The following is a 19,762-nucleotide window of genomic DNA, read 5'->3' as shown; positions in this document are numbered from 1 at the left end:
CTCTGATTAAAAGGCACAATGATTTTGAAGAATTATTATGCGTTTTTAATATTTAAGTCAAGCTGCCAACGTCTTAAAGCATTGAAAGTATTGTTTCTCGTGACTGGATTCTTTTTCCATTCGGCTTCAAGTTGGTTATAAATGTAGGTCCGTTTAGTGGAATCATTGGAAGGGCAATTGTTTTTCCAGATTGGAAGTTTCCATTGTTTTGCCGCAGCCTTAATGAATTTCTTCTCCAGCATCAGGGCTGGGCGGATCATGTGAAGTTTACCTTTGAAGAATGATTCATTGGCGGAAAGTCCTTGAATTCTACCTGCTTGAGTCATATTCATATGAAAGGTCGTTACAAGGTCGTCTGCTGTGTGGCCAATGGCTAGGTGGCTTAAATTATATTGATCGCACAGCTCAAAAAGTCTTTTGCGGCGAAGTCTCGCGCAATAAAAGCAGGCGGATTTACTCTTGTTTTCAGGGCTGTGTGCTCGCGGGCCGTAGTCAGTCAGTTCGATATGTGAGGATAGTCCGTTTTTAATACACCATTCAGTGAGAGGTTTGTGGCTTTCAGGTTCAAATCCTGGATTCACATGAAGAACCATCAATTCTATATTTATAGGTATAATCGCTTGTCTGATCAAGAGAGCTCTGATGAGTGTGAAGCTGTCTACGCCCCCTGAAACGGCAACTCCTATGCGAGCTCCGTCTTTAGCCATTTCGGTTTTCTGCATAAGCATACCGATGGTAGCAACTGTCTTTTTTTGAGCATAACTCAGTTTTCCCCATTTTGGCATTCGCAGACTCCGACTTTATTTTATGTATTTTATATGGAAAAATTGATTTTTTTTATGATCTAATGTTAACTGTCTTTATCTCTTTAACTATGCCTCAATAAAGAAGCCGCACTTTGCCTTAAAATAAATTGACATGCAAGCTTAATTCGTTTATTTTAGCAAATTGCTCCTGTGATGAAATCTCTATGAGTCGATATTACTCCCAAGGTGTTATCTGTGTTGAAAAGGTTCTTAATATTTTTGGCTCTGGTCTCCATTATTTGCGGAGCCTTTTTTTTAAGTTCGCCTGATATGCAGGTGTTACTTTCCGAGCCTGTTTGGCCTGTTGTTCAATCTGATCAGATTGACAGGGTTGATGTTTGCAGAGAGGGGGAAGATTGCTTTTCTCTTATACGTAAATCAGACGGTTGGGATGTTGTTCAGAAAGGGTGGGCGCGAGCTCCGTTTGCTGATCCAGAAAAAACCTCAATTTTGTTGGATGTTTTGGCTCAAAGTAAAGCGCTCCGATATATCGGGCGGGCTAGCGATGAGGTTGAAGGTCATTACGGTTTACAGGCTCCGCAACTGCGTATTGCAACGGGCGGAGGGCAGTCATTAAGCATTGCTGTAGGTGATGAAGTTCCTTCAGGAGAAGGCGTTTTTGCTCTGAACTCTCTGAGCGAAGGTGATGTCTTTATCCTTAATAAAGATTTTGCTCGGCAATGCGACTATCCTGCAGACTATTATTATAATCTACATTTGCTCTCAGGTAGTCCTGATAAAATTTCTTCTGTTTCGATTGCCGCTGGCGTTAATTTGGCATGGATCCTTGTACGGTCTAAAGAAAATTTCGCTTTTACGTTTCCTCCTGATTTAGCTGGAGCTGAAACTAGTGCTGGAGAAATAGATTTGTTTCTGCATTCTTTGATTAAAACTCCTGCAAAAGGGCTTGCTCCTGATTCTGAAAGTCTCGGGAGTCCTTTATTTAATGTAGAGGTTATTTATAAAGATAAGAATGTTGGAAAGGTCGAAGTTTTTGAAATGGAAGGCGACGATAATTATTATTTAGCCAACTCCACTAGTCAAAATGGCTTTTTTGTTCTCAGTAAAGAACATGTAGACCAGCTGGATAAGTCTGCTTTTGGAATGCGGAAAAGATCTGTTCTTTCTCTTGAAACAGGGAAGGTCGGTTCTATGCGTGTTTTGCAAGGAGATCAGAGTTTTATCGGTGTTAAATCTGATAAAAGCTGGGAAGGTTTTGAGGATAAAAAACCGCTCTTGGGTATTGACATGTCCTTGTGGCGACTTAATGAATTACAATTCGAAGCGGAACCCATCGGTGAGCTTTCAAGTTCAGCTGAAAAGGTAATGGAGCTTGAGCTTATGAGTGCGGACGGTATTAGGGTCGTAAAAGTGTTATTCTTTTCCGATCCTGAGCTTTCTTCCGGGCGATGCTGGCTTTCTCTTGCTGATGGCAGTGGTTACTACCAAGTTTCCAGTAAGCTGCTTGAAGACTTGCAAGGTCAGATTCCTCTCAGAAAATAGCTGTAAAGAGGTTTTCTCTTTCGGCAAAACCATTGTTTGGAGATTATATGGCAAGGATCACAATTGAAGATTGTCTGGCTGAAGTCGGTAATAGATTCCTGATTGTCCAGATGGCCATTAAAAGAGTTAAGCAGTATCGTGAAGGATACCCTCCTCTTGTAGAATCCAAGAATAAAGAAATTGTAACAGCTTTGAGGGAAATTGCTGCTAAGAAAGTAATCCCAGAAGATTACCATACTTTTTCTGGAGCAAACCCGGATAGTGAATAAGAATGTCAAAACGCGATTATTATGAAATTCTCGGTGTTTCCGTTGAGTCTCAGGATGGTGAAATAAAAAGAGCCTACAGAAAATTGGCTTTTGAGTACCATCCTGACCGCAATCCTGGAGACGATGAGGCTGAATCAAAGTTTAAAGAAGCTGCTGAAGCATATGAAGTCCTTCGTGACTCTGAAAAGCGTACTCGTTACGATCGTTTTGGACATGAAGGAATGAATGGCGGCGGTGGTGGATTTCAGTCTTCTGAGGATATTTTCGGAGCTTTCGGAGATATTTTCGGGGATATATTTGGATTTAGTCAGGGACGTGGCGGGCAACGTATGCAGGCCGGTTCTGATCTCAGGTACAATCTTACCGTTTCATTTCGTGATGCGGCTAAGGGAACTGAGGTTGAACTAACTCTTCCTGTTACCGAACCATGCGAAGAATGTGATGGAAGTGGATCTGCTCCCGGAACATCTCCTGAGACTTGTTCTCAGTGTGGTGGTAGAGGGGCCGTTGAACAGAATCAGGGCTTTTTCCGTATTTCAGTACCATGTCCTTCTTGTAATGGGCGTGGACAGGTTATTACGAATCCTTGTTCTGAATGCCGCGGTGCTGGTTATGTGCGTAAGGAAAAAAACCTTAATGTACGTATCCCCGCAGGAGTAGATAACGGCTCGAGACTGCGTTTGCGCGGTGAAGGGGAAGCTGGTCTAAATGGTGGGCCTCATGGCGATCTTTATGTTGTCATAAACGTTCAGCCGGATAAGGTTTTCAGACGTCAGGGACAGGACTTGGTCCTGAGCACTGAGATCTCTTTTGTGCAAGCAGCGCTTGGTTACAAAATGAGTGTTCAGACTCTTGATGAACCTGTCGATATGGATATCCCTAAAGGGACGCAGAGCGGAGAGGTTTTCCAGCTTAGAGGGTTAGGTTTGCCTTACTTAGGAAGTTCCCATAATGGAAATCTTCTTATTGAGGTTAAAGTTAAAACTCCTACGAATATTAGTCGTAAGCAGGAAGAACTTCTTGAGCAGTTTGCGGCTCTCGAGGAAGACAAGCCTATGAAAAAAGTAAAAAAGCTTTTTAAAAAAGCTAAAAATAAAGTGATGGGTGACTAGAAATGAGTGAATTCTCCCACTTAGATACAGATGGCAATGCCGTAATGGTAGACGTTTCTCCTAAAAAAGATACTTTTCGTAAAGCGATTGCTAAAGGAAAAGTTCTTCTCAATATGGAAACATTTGAACTGCTGCAAAAAAAGGCTCTTCCAAAAGGAGATGTTTTAAATACAGCTAAGATTGCCGGAATAATGGGAGCTAAGGAAACTCACAGACTGATCCCATTATGTCATCCTCTTGCTATCAGTTATGTTGATGTTCGTTTCAATATCGACGCAGAGAACACTCTCATCGAAATTGAATCTGAAGTGCGCACTACCGGTAAAACCGGAATCGAAATGGAAGCGATTATCGCAGTGCAAATTGCTGCTGCTACCATATATGATATGTGTAAAGCTGTTCAGAAAGACATTGTCATTACCGATTGCAGGTTGGTGTACAAAGAAGGTGGCAAGTCCGGCATATTCCAAGCCGACTAGCTTAACCTAGATATAGAATTTAAAAGCCCCGCTCTGACTACTCAGAGCGGGGCTTTTTTTATAAGATAAAAATTAGGAGATTCGCCTTCGGCTGGACCAAAGGGATAATCCCTTTGGAAACCTATCGGGGGGAGGATGTGATTATTTATGAAGGACGTTTTCGAAATATTCTATTGTTGGTTTTAGACCTTCTTCCAGAGGAGTCGAGGGAGTCCAATCTATTGTTTCTTGTGCCAGTGTTATATCCGGCCTCCTCTGGCAGGGGTCGTTTTCTGGGAGCGGTTTGAATTCGATTTTTGATGAAGAACCTGTCATCTCTATAATCATTTCAGCGAGCTGACGAATTGTGAATTCACGAGGGTTTCCGAGATTTACGGGGCCTGTGAAGGAATCGTCGGTGTTCATTATTTTTATGAATGCGTCGATTAGATCATCAATGTAGCAGAATGATCTGGTTTGTGATCCATCACCGTAAAGAGTTATCGGCTGGTTTTGCAGTGCTTGAACAATGAAGTTGGATACAACTCGTCCATCATTAACTGCCATGCGTGGGCCGTATGTATTGAATATTCTGGCAACTTTTATTCGCAGATTATGTTGTCTGTGGTAGTCGAAGAATAGCGTTTCTGCACATCGTTTACCTTCATCGTAGCAAGCTCTGGGTCCAATGGGGTTTACATTTCCCCAGTAGTCTTCGCGCTGCGGGTTGCATGTTGGGTCGCCGTAAACTTCTGATGTGGATGCTTGAAATATTTTAGCTTTAACTCTTTTTGCTAGTCCCAGCATGTTAATTGCGCCGTGAACCGATGTCTTTGTCGTTTGCACAGGGTCAAACTGATAGTGAATTGGAGAAGCGGGGCAGGCGAGGTTGAATATATTGTCTGTTTCCAAGTATAGCGGGAAAGTTACATCATGCCGCATCATTTCAAAATATGGGCTGTCCAGCATTTGTACTATGTTTGATTTTTGGCCCGTGTAAAAATTATCAACACATAAAACTTCATGTCCTTGTTCCAGTAATTTTTCGCAAAGCCTGGAACCTAAAAATCCGGCTCCGCCAGTAACTGTATAGTGCTGCATTCTACTCATTTTTTCTCCGGGAAATAGTCCAAAATATTATTATCAAATTAAATACTTGGAAAGTTCTGATAAAACAAGCAACAAAAAAAGAATCTTAAATTACAAAAATAATTGCTCTGGGGTTTTATCTTTTTAAAAAATGTATTAAGCGACTGCTATGCACAATCCACTCAAAATACTTATCGTAGATGATAATGTCGTAAATCTAATGCTGTATGATAGACTATTACGCAATGAAGGAGCTGAAATCTTCAAAGCGGAAAATGGTGAAGATACTGTGGTTCTTTGCGAAAATAATGATTTTGCTCTCATTCTTTTGGATGTGCAAATGCCGGGTATGGATGGCTATGAAACTGCTAAAGCTATTAAATGTATTCCAGCCTGCAAATTGGTTCCAATAATTTTTCTGACGGCAATATACAAAGATCCTGCCTATGCTCGCATGGGTTATGAAGCAGGAGCTGTTGATTTTCTGACTCAGCCGATTGATCCGCCTATACTTCGGAGTAAGGTCGGGGTGTTTCTTGAGCTGAAAAGGCAAAAGGACTTATTAGAGCGTGAAATTGCTCAGCGTATTAAAACTGAGAAGGCTTTGCGCATAGCTGAAGAGAAGTATCGAAATATTTTTGTCCGTGCGGTGGAAGGTATTTTTAGATCAACTATTGACGGTGAATTTTTAGAAATTAATCCAGCTTTCGCTCGTATTCTCGGTTTCGACTCTCCTGAGGATGTTCTTAGTCATAATATTTCAAGCTCAAATATTGTTGATCTGAAAGATAGGCCTTTGTATCTCGAAGCGTTGAAGCGGGATAAATATTTGAATGACTTTGAGATGCGTGTGAAAAGAAAAGACGGATCTATAGTCTGGGTTTCAGAAAGTTCAAGACTATTTGAGGAAGATGGGGAATTTTTCATAGAAGGTGTTGTTGAAGATGTCACTCAGCGCAAAATGTGCGAACTTGATCTTCAGGAAAAAGCAACTCTGGATGAGTTAACAGGTGTTCCAAACAGATATCTTTTCTTTGATAGGTTAGAAAGTTCTTTAGCCCGTGCTCGTCGCTATGATGAGAAACTTGCACTTCTTTTTATTGATTTAGATAATTTTAAATCAGTCAATGATCAATTTGGGCATCACGCCGGTGATGCATTGCTTTTAAAAGTTGCCAATCGGTTGAAGTCTAGGCTCCGTTCTTCTGATACTCTTGCTCGTCTTGGTGGCGATGAATTTTGTGTTCTTCTAGAGCGTCCTACTGATAAGGCTGATATTCAAAGAGTTGCCGAAGATTTTACAGCCTGTTTGCTAGATCCTTTTAAGATTGATGATATTGTCTGCAAGGTGGGCGCATCAATTGGAATAAGTGTTTTTCCCGATGATGCAAATCTAGCAAAGGACTTAGTTCAGTGTGCAGATTCTGCTATGTATAAGGTTAAAGATGGATCCAGTAGTCGCTTCTGTTTTTATAATGGATTAACTTCTCAGGATTAATGATGTAAAAGTTGATCCAATCTATATGTTTTTAAGATAGCTTGTTAAAAAGCCCCTGCAGCTTATTGTAGGGGCTTTTTTGTTATGGGATCTATAGATTTTAATGATGTGTCAAATTGATATACGACATATTATCCGTGTGTTGGTTTGATATTATAATTATAACCTTATTGTGTTGTGATTCTCTTAAAATAATTAAGTGTGAGATTAATTATTAGTGTAAGTACATACAAGTATAAATGTATTGCAAATGATTTGTGTCACTTTGTAAGTAAGATGAATTATGTTGACACGTAAAAACGATCTCAAAAAAGATGTTTTTTTAAAATGTCATTAATTATTTTTTGGTGTCATTTTAAGCGTCTGATTTAATTAGTTTTAAATTTTATCTATTTATGCAATGCTCATTATTAGCATATTTCTCAAAAGGGATGGCAGTTATAACACCTTGACACTATGATGCTCCGGTGAGATAAACTTTAGTGAATTTATCCAATTAGGCTTGTTTTTATTGGGTTTATTAGTTTTTTCAGCTTTAAGACACGTTATTTTTATGGTTTTAGTTGTGTGATGCGTGTTACTAATTTCAAAAAAATGAGCGAGGTTGAAAAATGGTATTTACCTGGCTTCAGTTAGCCATTTTTCTTTTCATGCTTGGTGGACTGCTTTTTGCGGGAGGGCCATTGATCCTATCTTGGATCATTGCTCCGCGTGCGAAAGGTGGTGACATAGGAATGTCTTACGAGTGTGGAATGAAACCCCATGGGCGAGCATGGAACCAGTTCGGGATCAGTTATTATGTTTACGCACTGCTTTTTTTAGCATTCGACGTAGATGTTCTTTATCTTTTCCCGGTAGCTGTTTGGTATCCGCAGGCAGACGGAATGGTGGCTTTTTATAAAGTGGCAATTTTTATGGGCGTTTTGGCTCTTGCAATCATCTACTTCTGGAGAAAAGGGGTATTCACATGGCCGAGGAAAATATCCTAACTACGGGTGGGCATCATATTGAAGAGGGCCTTGTGCATCTTCAACTTGCAGAGGATGCAATGGATATATGTAGATCCATGTCCCTTTGGCCTATGACCTTCGGACTGGCTTGCTGTGCTATCGAAATGATGGCTTGCGGTATGGCTCGGTTTGATATGGCTCGTTATGGAGCTGAGGTTTTTCGCCCATCAGCCAGACAGGCAGATTTAATGATTGTTGCAGGTACTGTAACAAAAAAAATGGCTCCGGCAGTTGTGAGATTGTATGAACAGATGCCTGCTCCTAAGTGGGTCATGGCTCTTGGTAATTGCGCAATTTCGGGTGGTCCTTTTAAATTTAAGGATCAGTACGGCATCATTGAAGGTGTCGATAAGCTGATTCCGGTTGATGTTTTTGTGCCGGGCTGTCCGCCACGCCCTGAAGCTTTACTCGAGGGGTTATTCGAGATTCAGCAGAAGGTGTCTGGTAAGCGTTGGTGGCCTGTTCCTGAAGCTCTTCAAAAGGAGAAATTCTAATGGCAGCGAAAAAAAAATTGCTCGATTCCGTTACTCCTTTGATGGTTTCCAAGTGTTCATTTGATAAAACAGGCCTTAATTTTAATGTGTTTTTATCTCCAGATGATATTCCTGCAGCAGCTAAAGAAATGCTCAGAAAGGAATATTATCTCGAAGATATTGACGCCGTAGATGTTGTTGAAGGTTTCTTGATCACTTATCATTATGCACGATTTGAATCCTCTGAGCGGGTGGCTCATCGGGTTATGGTAACACATGCTGAACCAGTGGTTCCGACTATCTCTGATATTTATCAGGGGGCAGACTGGCATGAGCGTGAGTGTACTGATTTTCATGCAATAAAATTCAGCGGTCATCCTAATTTAATTCCCTTGTTACTTGATCCTGAGACTCCGCAGGGTGTTTTGCTTAAGACTGAGAAGTCTCGCAAATCATTGCGCGATCTGATTGATTTTGGGGAATCTGTATTTACTACTGACGGCTTTACACCGTTTGGTGAGGCTCAGGCCGACCTTAAAGAACCGAAATAGGAAGCACCGACATGAATGCATTTCCTGAAGGCGATTTTTATACCAACCACTTCGAGAAAGGGGCTAAAGAGAACACCATGATTTTGAACATGGGTCCTCAGCATCCTTCCACCCACGGTGTACTGCGGGTGATTCTCGAACTTGATGGTGAATATATTGTCCGCGCTGAACCTGTACTCGGCTATCTGCATCGTATGCATGAGAAAATGGCAGAGTTTAAATCATGGGTTCAGTTCATGCCCAACATGGGCAGAGTTGATTATCTACATCCGCTTGCTTGGAACCATGCGTGGGTCGGAGCCGTTGAAAAACTGGCCGAGATCGAAGTTCCAGAGCGAGCTGAATATATCAGAGTTATAACATCTGAATTAAACAGAATATCTTCACATTTGTTGTGGTGGGGAGCTTATCTACTTGATCTCGGAGCTTTTACTCCAATCATGTATGCTTTCGATGACCGTGAACGAATTCTGGATCTAATGCAGAAACCAACTGGTTCAAGGCTCACGTATAGTTCTTTCCGCATCGGCGGAGTTATGAATGACCTTGATGACGGATTTCTAAAAGATTGTGCAGAACTTGTACCTTACCTGCGCAGTCGTCTACCTCTCTATAAAGACCTGGTAACTGAGAATGTGATTCTCCGTAAGAGAATCGAAGATGTCGGTTACATGGATAAGGATATGTGTCTGCGCTACGGTGCAACCGGGCCACTCATTCGTGGAGCCGGGGTCAAGCACGATACTCGTACTATAGAGCCATACTCTGTTTACGATAAGTTTGACTGGGACGTCCCTGTTTATAAAGAAGCTGATGCAATGGCTAGATATATGGTCCGTATGGATGAAATCGAGCAGAGTCTGCGCATTGTTGAGCAGGCTGTAGCTATGATCCCTGACGGCGACTTTATGATTAAAAAGAGGCCTAAGCCTGCTTGGAAAGCTCCAGCTGGTGAAGCTTATTTTGCGTCTGAAGGTGCTCGCGGGAAGGTTGGAATTCATATTGTGAGTGATGGCAGCAAGACTCCTTACAGAGTTAAGCTTCGCGCTCCAGGATTTTCAAATCTTAATGTTTTCGCTGAATGTTCGAAAGGGACGATGTTGGCTGATGCCGTTGCCATTCTCGGCAGCCTAGACATGGTAATCCCTGAAATCGACAGGTAGAGCGAGGAAATATCGATATGTCTCAAATACCCGTTGAACTGGTTAAAATACTTATTGCCCTTGTGGCTGTTGCTGCATTCGTAGGGCTTAACGGACTTGTTCTGGTTTACCTTGAACGTAAGGTGGCAGGGCATATCCAACGTAGGCCCGGACCTTTTGAAGTTGGTCCGCACGGTCTTTTGCAGCCTCTAGCAGATGCTGTAAAATTGATCGGTAAGCAGCTTTTCACTCCTAAAAATGCGGATGGATTCCTATTTTGGCTTGCGCCGATTCTGTCATTCATGCCCGTACTCTTGCTCTTTTTGCCTTTACCTTTTGGACCGAAACTAACTGGAATGAACCTGAATCTGGGACTATTACTGATTCTGGCTTTTTCCGGTCTTAATGTTCTTGCTACCTGTCTTGCGGGATGGGGATCCAATAACAAATATGGTATTTTGGGGGCGGCCAGAGCTGTATCTCAGTCTGTCGCTTATGAAATTCCCTTGTTGTTGTCGGTGCTTGCAATTGCATTCCAGACAGGTTCGCTGAACCTTTCAGAGGTTGTGGCGGGACAGGGCAGCTGGCCTTGGCAGTGGAACTTCATGGTTCAGCCTTTAGCATTTATTATCTTTTTTGTAAGTGCTCTTGGTGAAACGAACCGCGCTCCTTTTGACCTTGCTGAGGCTGAAAGTGAACTTACAGCTGGTTTCCATACTGAGTACTCAGGAATGGGATTCGGTATGTTCTTTCTTGCTGAATATGCCAACATGATTGTTGTCTGTTCAGTTGCTGTTGCTCTTTTCTTAGGTGGCTGGAACGGGCCGTTCTTTGACGGAGCCTGGTGGTTCCTCGCAAAAGTATATGTTCTTTTGCTTGTAATGATCTGGCTGCGCTGGACTTTCCCGAGAGTTCGTTTTGATCAGCTTTTGAATCTTAATTGGAAGTGGCTCATGCCTCTTGCTCTTTTGAACTTGCTGATAACTGCCTTTGTAACCAAGCTTTCTTGAATCAGGTGGTGATATAATGACCGCAATAAAAAAAATATGGGAAAACGTATCCGGACTTTGGAGCCTCGTTGTAGGCCTCAAAATTACGGGTAAGAATTTCATGGATAAGCAGGTAACTCTGCACTATCCGCGAGAGACTGTCAGCGCTTCCCAGCTTGAAGGATTTAGGGGGCCGCTTGAACTTGTAGGGAAACCGAAAGCACTCGCATCTCCTAAATGTATATCATGTATGATGTGTGTGTCTGCTTGTCCAAGTGGATGTATTTCCATCACTAAGGCAAAAGCTCCCAAGCCTACTGAAGCTGAGCTTCAGGCTATGGATGAGGCTAAAGAACGCGGTGAAAAAGTCGTTAAACCGAAGGCTCCTAAGGAACCTGTTAAGTTTATGTATGACTTCTCGCTTTGTTCTCTTTGCGGATCTTGCGTTGAAAACTGCGCTGTTGGCGCGATAAGATTTTCCGATAATGTGTATTTTGCTTCAACTGACCGTAATGCTTTCAATATGGATTTATTATTCAGACTTGAGAAGAAAGGTCAGAGGCAGGAACAAAGTAATGCAGAATCGGCTCCCCAAGAACCTGAAAACTCAACGAAGGAAGGCTGATTATGGAATTGATGGCTAAAATCGCTTTCGTTGTATACACGCTGCTGGTTCTCGGCGGAGGGTGTTTTGCAGTCGGAGCGCATAGTCTGGTTAGGGCTATGGTCGGGCTTATTACGTCTCTGCTCGGTGTAGCAGGAATGTATATGCTGATGGCTGCGCCGTTCATGGCGTTTATGCAAATACTTATTTATGTTGGAGCTGTCTGTATCCTTATGTTCTTCGCCATCATGCTCAGCAGAGCTGATGCCCACGGGGTTGAATCAGGATCACGCAGACCCGGCAAAGCGTTGCTTTCGGCGTTGGCATTCATTTCACCGGTTTTTGTAATCGGATGGGTTATCGTTAATTATCAGCCGGAAAGCATTAGTATTCCGCTTGAAGTTCCTCTCGAGGTACTCGGTAAAGGACTTCTCGATAACTACGCACTTGCCTTTGAACTAATTTCAGTGGTTCTGCTGGCGGCAATGGCCGGAGCGGTTCTACTTGCTTTTGATAAAAAAGGGAGGGCCGCTGAATGAGTCCGCTCATGATGTATCAGCTTGTCGCTCTTGGACTGCTGGCAATTGGCCTCTACGGCATTGTCTGGCGCAAGAGTTTGGTAGGGATGCTGATTTCAGTGGAACTTATGCTCAACGGAGCAGGGCTTTCCATTGTGTCTGCATCGCAGTTGACCGCAGCCGATAGTGCCACGGGGCAGATTGCAACTCTTTTTGTTATGGGACTGGCTGCTGCTGAGGCCACTTTGGTTCTCGCAATTATTGTAGTCGTTGCTAAACGTTTCAAGAGTGCTGAAACAGATACTGTTTCAAGGCTGAAGGGTTGATGGTATGACAGAAATAATCACCAGTACAAGCGTGCTGATCCCTCTGGCAATTACTCTGGCTGCTCCTATACTTATATATCTGTTTAGATCTGATCAAAACAGGCGTGAAAGTGTATCGATGATAGCCGGTATTTTAACGTTTATTTCGGTATTAGCAATGGTTCCAGCTGCGCTGGAAGGTACGATCAAGTATTTTACCTTGTTCACCATTATGCCCGGGATTACCGTTTCATTTGCCGCAGATGGATTATCATTCGTATTTGCCTTGGTAGCTTCACTTTTGTGGATATTCGCTACCAGTTATAACATCGGTTACATGAGATCTGAAAACGAGCATGCGCAAACCAGATATTACTTCTGTTTTGCTGTCGCCATCTTTGGCGCGCTCGGGGTTGCATTTTCCGCTAATATCTTCACACTTTACTTATTCTACGAAGTCATTTCAGTATTTACTTACCCGTTAGTTGCTCATCATCAGGATGACACCTCATTTAACGGTGCAAGAAAATACATGGTCTACCTCATGGGTACATCGAAATTGTTCCTCCTTCCCGCAATGGTTCTTACCTACGTGCTTTGTGGAACACTCGACTTCAACTTAACTGACATTCAGCACGGTATATTCCCTGCAGATGCAGATCCGACTCTTGTAATGGTTACTTATGTACTTTACATCGCCGGTCTTGCAAAAGCAGCTCTTATGCCATTCCATAACTGGCTTCCATCTGCGATGGTTGCACCGACTCCTGTATCAGCTTTGCTACACGCAGTTGCTGTTGTTAAGGCCGGTGTGTTCTCAGTTTCACGCATTATCCTCTCAGGATTCGGTGTGGACCTTATGGACAGTCTGGGACTCGGGTTACCGACCGCATATCTTGCGGCGATTACTATTGTGATCGCCTCGCTCATTGCGCTGACGAAAGATGATATCAAAGCGAGACTTGCTTATTCAACAGTAAGTCAGCTTTCATACATCATCATCGGTGTTGCCATGCTTACGCCTGAAGCTGTGCAGGGTGGGTTAATGCATATTGCCCATCATGCTTTCTCGAAGATCACATTGTTCTTCGGAGCTGGGGCGATTTACGTAGCAACTCATCTTAAACAGATCAGTAAAATGGACGGGCTAGGTCGACGAATGCCATGGACCTTCGGGGCATTCTCCATAGCGGCGCTATCCATGATCGGGGTTCCACCTGTTTGTGGGTTCGCAACCAAATGGTATCTGGCTAAAGGTGCTGTATCCATTGGTGAATGGGGTATTTTGATTGCGCTTTTAGCAAGTACTTTGCTGAATGCTGCATATTTTGCTCCTATTATCTACAGAGCGTTCTTTAAAGCTCCCGCAGAGGGCGCTAATCTTGAGCAGTATAATGAAGCTCCGCTCTCTATGGTTATCCCGCTATGTACTACGGCTCTTGTATCCGTCTGGTTGGGGCTATATCCCCAGACGTTTTTACAGTTTATTAACGTCTTCGGAAAATTCTAAGGAGCGTTAGGCATGAATAGCAGTTTAGGAAACTGGTTTGAAACCCAGCGCACAAAGAATCTTACAGCATGGAAGAGCGTATTTATCGTTTTCCTTGTTGTGTTAGTGGTATTGAACTTCTTCATTCATCCACACCACCCTGAGTATGTTTATGATAAATATACGGGATTCTGGGCGTTATTCGCCCTTGTAGTCTCAGTAGGAATGGTTTTTATGATGAAGGTTATTGTACAACCTTTCCTTGTGGGACCGGAGGAAGATGATGGAAATTAACGGATTTCTTCATCCGGCAGTTGCTTTCATAGCTCTGGCTATGGCGCTGCCGTTTTTTAGAGGTGAACACTGGAAATGGTTGCTACTTGTTCCGCCTGTTATCGCTATTGTGGTTGTTTTTACCGCCACAATGGGAGAATTCGGGGTTATTCCATATCTTGGAAATACCTTGATCTTAGGCAGAGTAGATAAACTCTCACTGGTGTTTGCGAATGTTTTTGCCATCCAATCACTGATCGGTATGATTTACGCTCTTCATATGAAGGATAAAGCGCATCATGCTTCAGCTGCATTATATGTTGCAGGATCATTTGGTTGTGTGTTTGCCGGAGATTACCTGACTCTCTTTATCTTCTGGGAACTGATGGCTGTAGCTTCGACATTCCTTGTCTGGCTGCATCGCACTAAAACTTCAAGCGCAGCTGGTTACAGATACTTTCTGTTTCACATGCTCGGCGGGCTATTCCTGCTTGGCGGATTGCTGCTTAGATATCACGAGATCGGTACTTTCGCGTTCTTGCCTGTCGATCCATCGTCAGTTCAGTACTACGATTGGCTGATTCTCATCGGATTCTGTGTAAACGCCGCAGTTGTTCCTCTGCATGCGTGGCTACCGGATGCATATCCTGAAGCTACCATTCCTGGCGCAGTATTTATGTGTGCGTTTACTACCAAAACAGCGGTTTACGTTTTGGCTCGCGGATTCTCCGGTGTATATATTCTGGCTGTTGCCGGAACATTTATGGCGGTCTACGGCGTACTTTACGCGTCCATGGAGAACAATGCGCGAAGGATTTTATCCTACCACATTGTCTCTCAGGTCGGGTATATGGTCGCAGGTATCGGAATCGGTACCGCATTGTGTTTGAACGGGGCTATCGCTCATGCTTACGCACATATCCTATATAAAGGACTGCTCTTCATGAGTGTCGGAACAATTCTCTACGCAGTAGGGACGGCAGATCTTGATAAGCTTGGCGGTTTGGTCGGAAAACTTCCATGGCTGGTTATACTGTATATGGTTGGGGCGGTTTCCATCTCAGGAATGCCATTCTTCAACGGATTTATCAGTAAAACCATGACCATTACTGGTGCGGCTGAGTCTCACAATACACTGATCGCAATCGGGCTTGAAATTGCCGCGGTCGGTACGTTCCTTTCGGTGGGTATTAAGTTACCGTACTTTGCCTTCTTTCATAAGCCGGCAAAAACGGGACTTAAGCTTAATCCTATCCCTAAGAATATGTACGTAGCCATGGCTATCTCAGCTATTCTGTGTTTCGCACAGGGTGTTTACCCGCAGATGCTTTATTCACTGCTTCCATTCCCTGTAGAATATACTCCTTATACTCCTTGGCACTTGTTGCAGTCAGCAATGCTGCTTGCATTCACAGGCGCAGGATTCTGGATTATGAGAAAGATCATTGTCCCTCATCATGGCAGAAACCTCGATTTCGACAAGCTGTACAGGCTGATCGGAAGAACAGGACTCGGTTTTGTGTGTCGTCCTATCGCATGGGCAGATTCAGTCTGGACCACTGTTTACAGAGTGGTAGGCCTTAAGGGACTAATGGACTTTGCAGCCGGATCATCATGGTTCGACCGCAAGGGGATTGATACGGTTGTGGACGGAACTGCTTACACGGTACGAGATATCGGCAGGACCGGTGCAAAGATGCAGACTGGACGACTTCAAGATTATCTTGGTCTGACTGTATTCATTGCGCTCTGTATTTTCGGACTTGTCTGGTACCTTGGTTAAATTGGAGATATCTAAATGCAAGAATTAGCTTATCCGGTTCTGACCAGCCTTGTATTCTTTCCGCTTCTGGCGGCCTTCGGATTGTTTTTCTTCCGAGGAGATTCCGTAGTACGGATTTATACGCTGATTGTGTCAGTAATCGAACTCATGCTTGCCCTGCCTCTTTTCACACATTTTAAACTGGACTCAGCTGAGTTTCAGTTTGTGGAAAGAATGGATTGGGTGAAACATTGGGGAATTGAATATTATCTCGGAACGGACGGCATCAGTTTTCTTATGATTATACTGACCATTGCTGTTCTTCCCTTATGCGTGCTCTGTTCATGGAGCTATATAAAAACAAGGGTAAAAGAATTTCACTTCTGCCTGCTGTTTATGACAGCGGCTTGTGTGGGAGTCTTTACCGCTCTTGATCTGGTTTTATTCTACGTGTTCTGGGAAGCGATGCTTGTACCTATGTACCTGCTCATCGCTGTATGGGGTGGACCTGAAAAGAGATACGCATCTCTCAAGTTCTTCCTTTACACACTTGCAGGTAGTGCGCTCCTTCTGGTTGCAATCGTTGCATTCAGAGTAGTGGGCGGAACATTTGCAATTCCTGAACTCATGGAACATTCCTTCACCTTCGGTTTCCAGTTCTGGGCATTCCTTGCTCTTGCTCTGGCGTTCGCGATCAAAGTTCCCATGTTTCCATTCCACACATGGTTACCTGCCGCTCACGTTCAGGCACCGACAGCAGGCTCAGTCATTCTGGCTTCCGTACTGCTTAAAATGGGAACATATGGTTTCCTTAGATTCAACTTGCCGCTGACACCAGCCGCAACTGAATATTTTGCTCCGTTCATGATTGCATTATCCATAGCTTCTATAATCTATGGTGGAGCAGTCGCGCTGGGGCAAAATGATATCAAAAAGATTATTGCTTACTCGTCTGTGAGTCATATGGGATTTGTAACTCTGGGTATCTTCCTCCTGAACTTTCGTGGTCTTGAGGGAGCGCTTTTCCAGATGCTCAATCACGGTATCGTAACTGGTGGTCTCTTTATGATGATCGGTGCAATATATGAACGCAGTCACAGTAGAGATATCTTCGATAACCTTGGTCTCGGTAAATATATGCCTGCATATATGGGATTCTGGGGACTGTTCGCGCTTTCCTCATTCGGTTTCCCCGGAACTAACAGTTTCGTAGGCGAGATGTTGGTTTTCGTAGGTGCCTTTGAATACAGCCCATGGGTTGGAGCCGCGATTGTTCCAGGTGCTATGATCGCAGCCGCATACATGCTCAGAGTTTCTCTCAAGCTTGCATGGGGCCGCCCGACATCATGGAACGGCTGGAAGGATTTGAATCTGCGTGAATGGTCTTACCTTGCCATTCCGGCAGTGTTCGTCTTTTACATCGGGCTTGCTCCAGGACTCACTTTCAGAGTCATGGATGCATCACTCGAGAAGTTGCAGAATCATGTCCATACCAAGGCTCAGCTTGTCAGCATCGAAGATGGCAATCCAATGGAAATGGCGTGGGACTCTATCAAGAATATTGTTAAATAAACAACTGGAGAGACTGAAGTGACTTTCAATCCGAATCTGATTTTACCTGAAATCTACCAGTTTCTTGTTATTGCCGCGCTTTTTATTCAAAGCATAGGCAGCGCCAAGATGCGTGAAAAAGTAGGGCTATGGCTTCCAATAGCTTGTGCTTTAGGCGTGGTGGTTGCGGTTGTGTCCGTTGGACAGCAGGGGCTGGTATTCTGGAAATCCTATCAAGTTGACCATTTATCGCAGTTTTTTAAGGCCGCTATCGCAATAGGGTTTTTTGTAACTGTTCTTAATGCATCGCGTCAGCCTACTCTGGATAAAGAAAAGACCACAGATTACTTTCTGTTCCTCGCGCTCAGTGCGTGGGGATTAATGATCTTAGCTTCTGCAGTAGAACTTATTACTATGTACTTAGCTTTAGAGCTTTCATCCTATAGTCTTTACGCACTCGTCGCTGTGCGAGCAAAGAGCAAGGATGCGGCCGAAGCTGGTATCAAATATATCCTGTTCGGGGCAGTGGCTACGGCTCTTGCTCTATATGGATTCTCATACATACTGGCAGGAATGCACACCACGTATCTAGCTGAACTAGTCAAGGGTGATTGGAGCTTTGCAGCTTCACCTATGGCTGTCACAGGTATGGCGTTGTTCCTTGCTGGAATGTTTTACAAGCTCGCGCTGTTTCCATTTCACTTCTGGTGTCCTGATGTATATGAGGGCGCAAGTAACGAAACCGCAGCGTTTATTGCAACACTGCCTAAGCTAGGCGCAATTGTTATTCTTATCCGTTTGGCTACAATGTTTAAGCCTGGATATGACATAACAACTATGCTGGCTGTGCTTGGTGCACTATCCATGACTTTTGGTAACCTTGCCGCATTAGTACAGACTGATGTGAAAAGAATTCTAGGTTATTCCTCAGTCGCCCATGCCGGTTATATTATGATCGGTTTGGTTGCCGGAACAGCTGAAGGTTTGGCCGCTGCGAGCTTTTATGCTCTTGCATACGTGGCAATGAACCTGACTTGTTTCTGGGTAGTTAGCAGGGTAGCAGTTGATGGTCGTAATTTGAAACTTAAGGATTTAGATGGACTGCACAAACGTGCTCCAGTCTTAGCTTTTGCTCTGGCTGTAGGCGCTTTTGCTCTCGTAGGCTTGCCACCAATGGCAGGGTTTATGGGTAAGCTGTTCCTCTTCTCCGCAGGTTGGAATCACGGTTATAACTGGCTGATCATCATCGCAGGTATTAATACCGCGATTTCGATCTACTACTATCTTGGCCTTGTTCGCCATGCGTACACCAAGGATGCTGAAGACGATGTTCCGATGCCGGATACTTCTTCATTCAGCTTAGTCGGCGCAGGATTGCTATCTGTTTTAGTATTAGCTTTAGGGCTGATGCCTGCAGGTGTATTCGATCTGGCTCTTAACGCAGGAGGATCGCTTCTACCGTAAAAAGGGAAGTGATTGATATTGGATTTATTATCCTCCGTACATCTATTGGTGTGCGGAGGATTTTTTTGGTGTGAATATTAATCGATCTAAGATTTTCTAGGTAATGTGAATGGGGAAATGGGATGAGGTTTATAGTTTTCGTATTAGATTTATTTTTAATATAATCAAATGCATTGACTCATTCTTTAACCGCGAGTAGCTATTTTCTGTGCTTAGATAATGCGATCTAACGTGAAATTTTAATAAAATTTATAAATATACAGGTGGTAATTATGACAAAGGTGGCAGTTATTCTCACGCAGGGGTTTGCGGACTGGGAGTATGCACTTATTGCAGGGACCGGCGGTCCTTATTACGGTCTTGATGTACAGTTTTTTACACCAGAAGTAGGAGAAGTTCGTTCGTTTGGAGGTCTCGTTGCTGTAGTAAATCAGGGGTTTGAGCTAATTGCTGAATGGGCACCAACGGTGGTGGTCGTAGTTGGCGGCAATATTTGGATGTCTTCGGAAGCTCCTGATATTAGCGAGTTGCTTAAGTCCTACCATTCAAATGGGGGAACCGTTGCAGGTATTTGCGGAGGGACGCTAGCCATTGCGCGAGCAGGGCTTCTGAATGATGTTCTTCACACATCCAATGATGCTGATTTTCTGAGTCAGAATGCAAAAGGGTATTCTGGTACTGATTCCTTCCGTAAAAGTTGTTCGGCTGTTTCTGACAAAGGAGTTATTACTGCACCCCCAACTGCCCCAGTTAGTTTCACTGCGGCAATATTGGAAAGCGCTGGGATTAACGAAGAGACTGTTTTGCAATTTAGAAATATGATGGCGGCAGAACACGCATAGGGGCGAGAGCATTCAGATATATCAAAAGCTATAAATATTTTTTATAGAAAAGTC

At 43.6% G+C, this 19,762-nt stretch carries 21 protein-coding genes; 19 read left to right on the top strand and 2 right to left on the bottom strand.

Going from position 1 to position 19,762, the window contains the following annotated elements; all coding sequences use genetic code 11:
• Positions 1-35 precede the first annotated feature (35 nt).
• The gene (locus BR06_RS0113225; protein ID WP_031483824.1) at positions 36-785 is read right to left on the bottom strand and encodes a tRNA lysidine(34) synthetase; all 750 of its coding nucleotides are present in this window, start codon (positions 783-785) and stop codon (positions 36-38) included.
• A gap of 216 nt (positions 786-1,001) precedes the next feature.
• Between BR06_RS0113225 and BR06_RS0113220 the strand changes: the two genes are divergently transcribed.
• The 4 genes from BR06_RS0113220 to moaC are packed head-to-tail and all read left to right on the top strand — an operon-like array spanning position 1,002 to position 4,169.
• The gene (locus BR06_RS0113220; protein ID WP_031483822.1) at positions 1,002-2,309 is read left to right on the top strand and encodes a DUF4340 domain-containing protein; all 1,308 of its coding nucleotides are present in this window, start codon (positions 1,002-1,004) and stop codon (positions 2,307-2,309) included.
• A 47-nt stretch (positions 2,310-2,356) separates the two neighbouring features.
• The gene (gene rpoZ / locus BR06_RS0113215; protein WP_031483820.1) at positions 2,357-2,578 is read left to right on the top strand and encodes a DNA-directed RNA polymerase subunit omega; all 222 of its coding nucleotides are present in this window, start codon (positions 2,357-2,359) and stop codon (positions 2,576-2,578) included.
• A 2-nt stretch (positions 2,579-2,580) separates the two neighbouring features.
• On the top strand, positions 2,581-3,690 hold the full coding sequence (gene dnaJ / locus BR06_RS0113210) for a molecular chaperone DnaJ (protein WP_031483818.1): 1,110 nt from the start codon (positions 2,581-2,583) through the stop codon (positions 3,688-3,690).
• Between the two features lie 2 nt (positions 3,691-3,692).
• Positions 3,693-4,169 (top strand): cyclic pyranopterin monophosphate synthase MoaC, encoded by a 477-nt coding sequence (moaC, locus tag BR06_RS0113205; protein WP_031483816.1) that lies wholly within the window; start codon positions 3,693-3,695, stop codon positions 4,167-4,169.
• 141 nt (positions 4,170-4,310) lie between these two features.
• Here the strand turns inward: moaC and BR06_RS0113200 are convergent, their stop codons facing one another.
• Positions 4,311-5,258: a UDP-glucuronic acid decarboxylase family protein gene (locus BR06_RS0113200; protein WP_031483814.1), complete on the bottom strand. Its 948-nt coding sequence runs from the start codon at positions 5,256-5,258 to the stop codon at positions 4,311-4,313.
• Positions 5,259-5,406: 148 nt separating this feature from the next.
• On the opposite strand from BR06_RS0113200, the gene BR06_RS0113195 reads away from it, so the two are divergent.
• The 15 genes from BR06_RS0113195 (at position 5,407) to BR06_RS0113125 (ending at position 19,708) form a co-directional block, all read left to right on the top strand.
• A complete protein-coding gene (locus tag BR06_RS0113195; RefSeq protein ID WP_031483812.1) occupies positions 5,407-6,735 on the top strand; it encodes a two-component system response regulator in 1,329 nt (442 codons plus the stop codon).
• Between the two features lie 611 nt (positions 6,736-7,346).
• The gene (locus tag BR06_RS0113190; protein ID WP_031483811.1) at positions 7,347-7,724 is read left to right on the top strand and encodes an NADH-quinone oxidoreductase subunit A; all 378 of its coding nucleotides are present in this window, start codon (positions 7,347-7,349) and stop codon (positions 7,722-7,724) included.
• Positions 7,703-8,239 (top strand): NADH-quinone oxidoreductase subunit B, encoded by a 537-nt coding sequence (locus BR06_RS0113185; protein WP_031483809.1) that lies wholly within the window; start codon positions 7,703-7,705, stop codon positions 8,237-8,239. The genes BR06_RS0113190 and BR06_RS0113185 overlap by 22 nt, the downstream gene beginning before the upstream one ends.
• On the top strand, positions 8,239-8,769 hold the full coding sequence (locus BR06_RS0113180; RefSeq protein WP_031483807.1) for an NADH-quinone oxidoreductase subunit C: 531 nt from the start codon (positions 8,239-8,241) through the stop codon (positions 8,767-8,769). Before BR06_RS0113185 ends, BR06_RS0113180 begins: the two co-directional genes overlap by 1 nt.
• A gap of 11 nt (positions 8,770-8,780) precedes the next feature.
• Entirely contained in the window at positions 8,781-9,932 is a 1,152-nt protein-coding gene (locus BR06_RS0113175) for an NADH-quinone oxidoreductase subunit D (protein WP_031483805.1), read from the top strand.
• A 17-nt stretch (positions 9,933-9,949) separates the two neighbouring features.
• Positions 9,950-10,921, top strand: a complete 972-nt coding sequence (nuoH, locus tag BR06_RS0113170) for an NADH-quinone oxidoreductase subunit NuoH (RefSeq protein WP_031483803.1) — start codon at positions 9,950-9,952, stop codon at positions 10,919-10,921.
• Positions 10,922-10,937: 16 nt separating this feature from the next.
• Positions 10,938-11,525: a 4Fe-4S dicluster domain-containing protein gene (locus tag BR06_RS0113165; protein ID WP_031483801.1), complete on the top strand. Its 588-nt coding sequence runs from the start codon at positions 10,938-10,940 to the stop codon at positions 11,523-11,525.
• A 2-nt stretch (positions 11,526-11,527) separates the two neighbouring features.
• On the top strand, positions 11,528-12,043 hold the full coding sequence (locus BR06_RS0113160) for an NADH-quinone oxidoreductase subunit J family protein (RefSeq protein WP_031483799.1): 516 nt from the start codon (positions 11,528-11,530) through the stop codon (positions 12,041-12,043).
• Positions 12,040-12,348 (top strand): NADH-quinone oxidoreductase subunit NuoK, encoded by a 309-nt coding sequence (gene nuoK / locus BR06_RS0113155; protein WP_031483797.1) that lies wholly within the window; start codon positions 12,040-12,042, stop codon positions 12,346-12,348. Before BR06_RS0113160 ends, nuoK begins: the two co-directional genes overlap by 4 nt.
• Positions 12,349-12,352: 4 nt before the next feature.
• Positions 12,353-13,837, top strand: coding sequence for a monovalent cation/H+ antiporter subunit D family protein (locus BR06_RS0113150; protein ID WP_031483795.1), 1,485 nt, complete (start codon positions 12,353-12,355; stop codon positions 13,835-13,837).
• A 12-nt stretch (positions 13,838-13,849) separates the two neighbouring features.
• The gene (locus BR06_RS0113145) at positions 13,850-14,110 is read left to right on the top strand and encodes a hypothetical protein (protein WP_031483793.1); all 261 of its coding nucleotides are present in this window, start codon (positions 13,850-13,852) and stop codon (positions 14,108-14,110) included.
• Positions 14,100-15,872, top strand: coding sequence for a Na(+)/H(+) antiporter subunit D (locus BR06_RS0113140; RefSeq protein ID WP_031483791.1), 1,773 nt, complete (start codon positions 14,100-14,102; stop codon positions 15,870-15,872). The genes BR06_RS0113145 and BR06_RS0113140 overlap by 11 nt, the downstream gene beginning before the upstream one ends.
• A gap of 15 nt (positions 15,873-15,887) precedes the next feature.
• Entirely contained in the window at positions 15,888-17,423 is a 1,536-nt protein-coding gene (locus BR06_RS0113135) for a complex I subunit 4 family protein (RefSeq protein ID WP_031483789.1), read from the top strand.
• 18 nt (positions 17,424-17,441) lie between these two features.
• Positions 17,442-18,866, top strand: a complete 1,425-nt coding sequence (locus tag BR06_RS0113130) for an NADH-quinone oxidoreductase subunit N (protein WP_031483787.1) — start codon at positions 17,442-17,444, stop codon at positions 18,864-18,866.
• Positions 18,867-19,138: 272 nt separating this feature from the next.
• Entirely contained in the window at positions 19,139-19,708 is a 570-nt protein-coding gene (locus BR06_RS0113125; protein ID WP_031483785.1) for a DJ-1/PfpI family protein, read from the top strand.
• Positions 19,709-19,762 lie beyond the last annotated feature (54 nt).

This window comes from Maridesulfovibrio frigidus DSM 17176 (assembly GCF_000711735.1).
GTDB lineage: Bacteria > Desulfobacterota > Desulfovibrionia > Desulfovibrionales > Desulfovibrionaceae > Maridesulfovibrio > Maridesulfovibrio frigidus.
The sequence above is the reverse complement of the archived record's forward strand: the minus strand, read 5'-3'. Positions and strand labels throughout refer to the sequence as shown.

What these genes read in the sequence shown, in the direction of transcription:
- BR06_RS0113225 (WP_031483824.1), bottom strand. Translation starts at nt 785, where the DNA reads ATGCCAAAATGGGGAAAACTGAGTTATGCTCAAAAAAAGACAGTTGCT.
- moaC (WP_031483816.1), top strand. Translation starts at nt 3,693, where the DNA reads ATGAGTGAATTCTCCCACTTAGATACAGATGGCAATGCCGTAATGGTA.
- BR06_RS0113180 (WP_031483807.1), top strand. Translation starts at nt 8,239, where the DNA reads ATGGCAGCGAAAAAAAAATTGCTCGATTCCGTTACTCCTTTGATGGTT.
- BR06_RS0113165 (WP_031483801.1), top strand. Translation starts at nt 10,938, where the DNA reads ATGACCGCAATAAAAAAAATATGGGAAAACGTATCCGGACTTTGGAGC.
- nuoH (WP_031483803.1), top strand. Translation starts at nt 9,950, where the DNA reads ATGTCTCAAATACCCGTTGAACTGGTTAAAATACTTATTGCCCTTGTG.
- BR06_RS0113200 (WP_031483814.1), bottom strand. Translation starts at nt 5,258, where the DNA reads ATGAGTAGAATGCAGCACTATACAGTTACTGGCGGAGCCGGATTTTTA.
- BR06_RS0113195 (WP_031483812.1), top strand. Translation starts at nt 5,407, where the DNA reads ATGCACAATCCACTCAAAATACTTATCGTAGATGATAATGTCGTAAAT.
- BR06_RS0113135 (WP_031483789.1), top strand. Translation starts at nt 15,888, where the DNA reads ATGCAAGAATTAGCTTATCCGGTTCTGACCAGCCTTGTATTCTTTCCG.
- BR06_RS0113145 (WP_031483793.1), top strand. Translation starts at nt 13,850, where the DNA reads ATGAATAGCAGTTTAGGAAACTGGTTTGAAACCCAGCGCACAAAGAAT.
- BR06_RS0113150 (WP_031483795.1), top strand. Translation starts at nt 12,353, where the DNA reads ATGACAGAAATAATCACCAGTACAAGCGTGCTGATCCCTCTGGCAATT.
- BR06_RS0113125 (WP_031483785.1), top strand. Translation starts at nt 19,139, where the DNA reads ATGACAAAGGTGGCAGTTATTCTCACGCAGGGGTTTGCGGACTGGGAG.
- BR06_RS0113190 (WP_031483811.1), top strand. Translation starts at nt 7,347, where the DNA reads ATGGTATTTACCTGGCTTCAGTTAGCCATTTTTCTTTTCATGCTTGGT.
- nuoK (WP_031483797.1), top strand. Translation starts at nt 12,040, where the DNA reads ATGAGTCCGCTCATGATGTATCAGCTTGTCGCTCTTGGACTGCTGGCA.
- BR06_RS0113175 (WP_031483805.1), top strand. Translation starts at nt 8,781, where the DNA reads ATGAATGCATTTCCTGAAGGCGATTTTTATACCAACCACTTCGAGAAA.
- rpoZ (WP_031483820.1), top strand. Translation starts at nt 2,357, where the DNA reads ATGGCAAGGATCACAATTGAAGATTGTCTGGCTGAAGTCGGTAATAGA.
- BR06_RS0113185 (WP_031483809.1), top strand. Translation starts at nt 7,703, where the DNA reads ATGGCCGAGGAAAATATCCTAACTACGGGTGGGCATCATATTGAAGAG.
- BR06_RS0113160 (WP_031483799.1), top strand. Translation starts at nt 11,528, where the DNA reads ATGGAATTGATGGCTAAAATCGCTTTCGTTGTATACACGCTGCTGGTT.
- dnaJ (WP_031483818.1), top strand. Translation starts at nt 2,581, where the DNA reads ATGTCAAAACGCGATTATTATGAAATTCTCGGTGTTTCCGTTGAGTCT.
- BR06_RS0113140 (WP_031483791.1), top strand. Translation starts at nt 14,100, where the DNA reads ATGGAAATTAACGGATTTCTTCATCCGGCAGTTGCTTTCATAGCTCTG.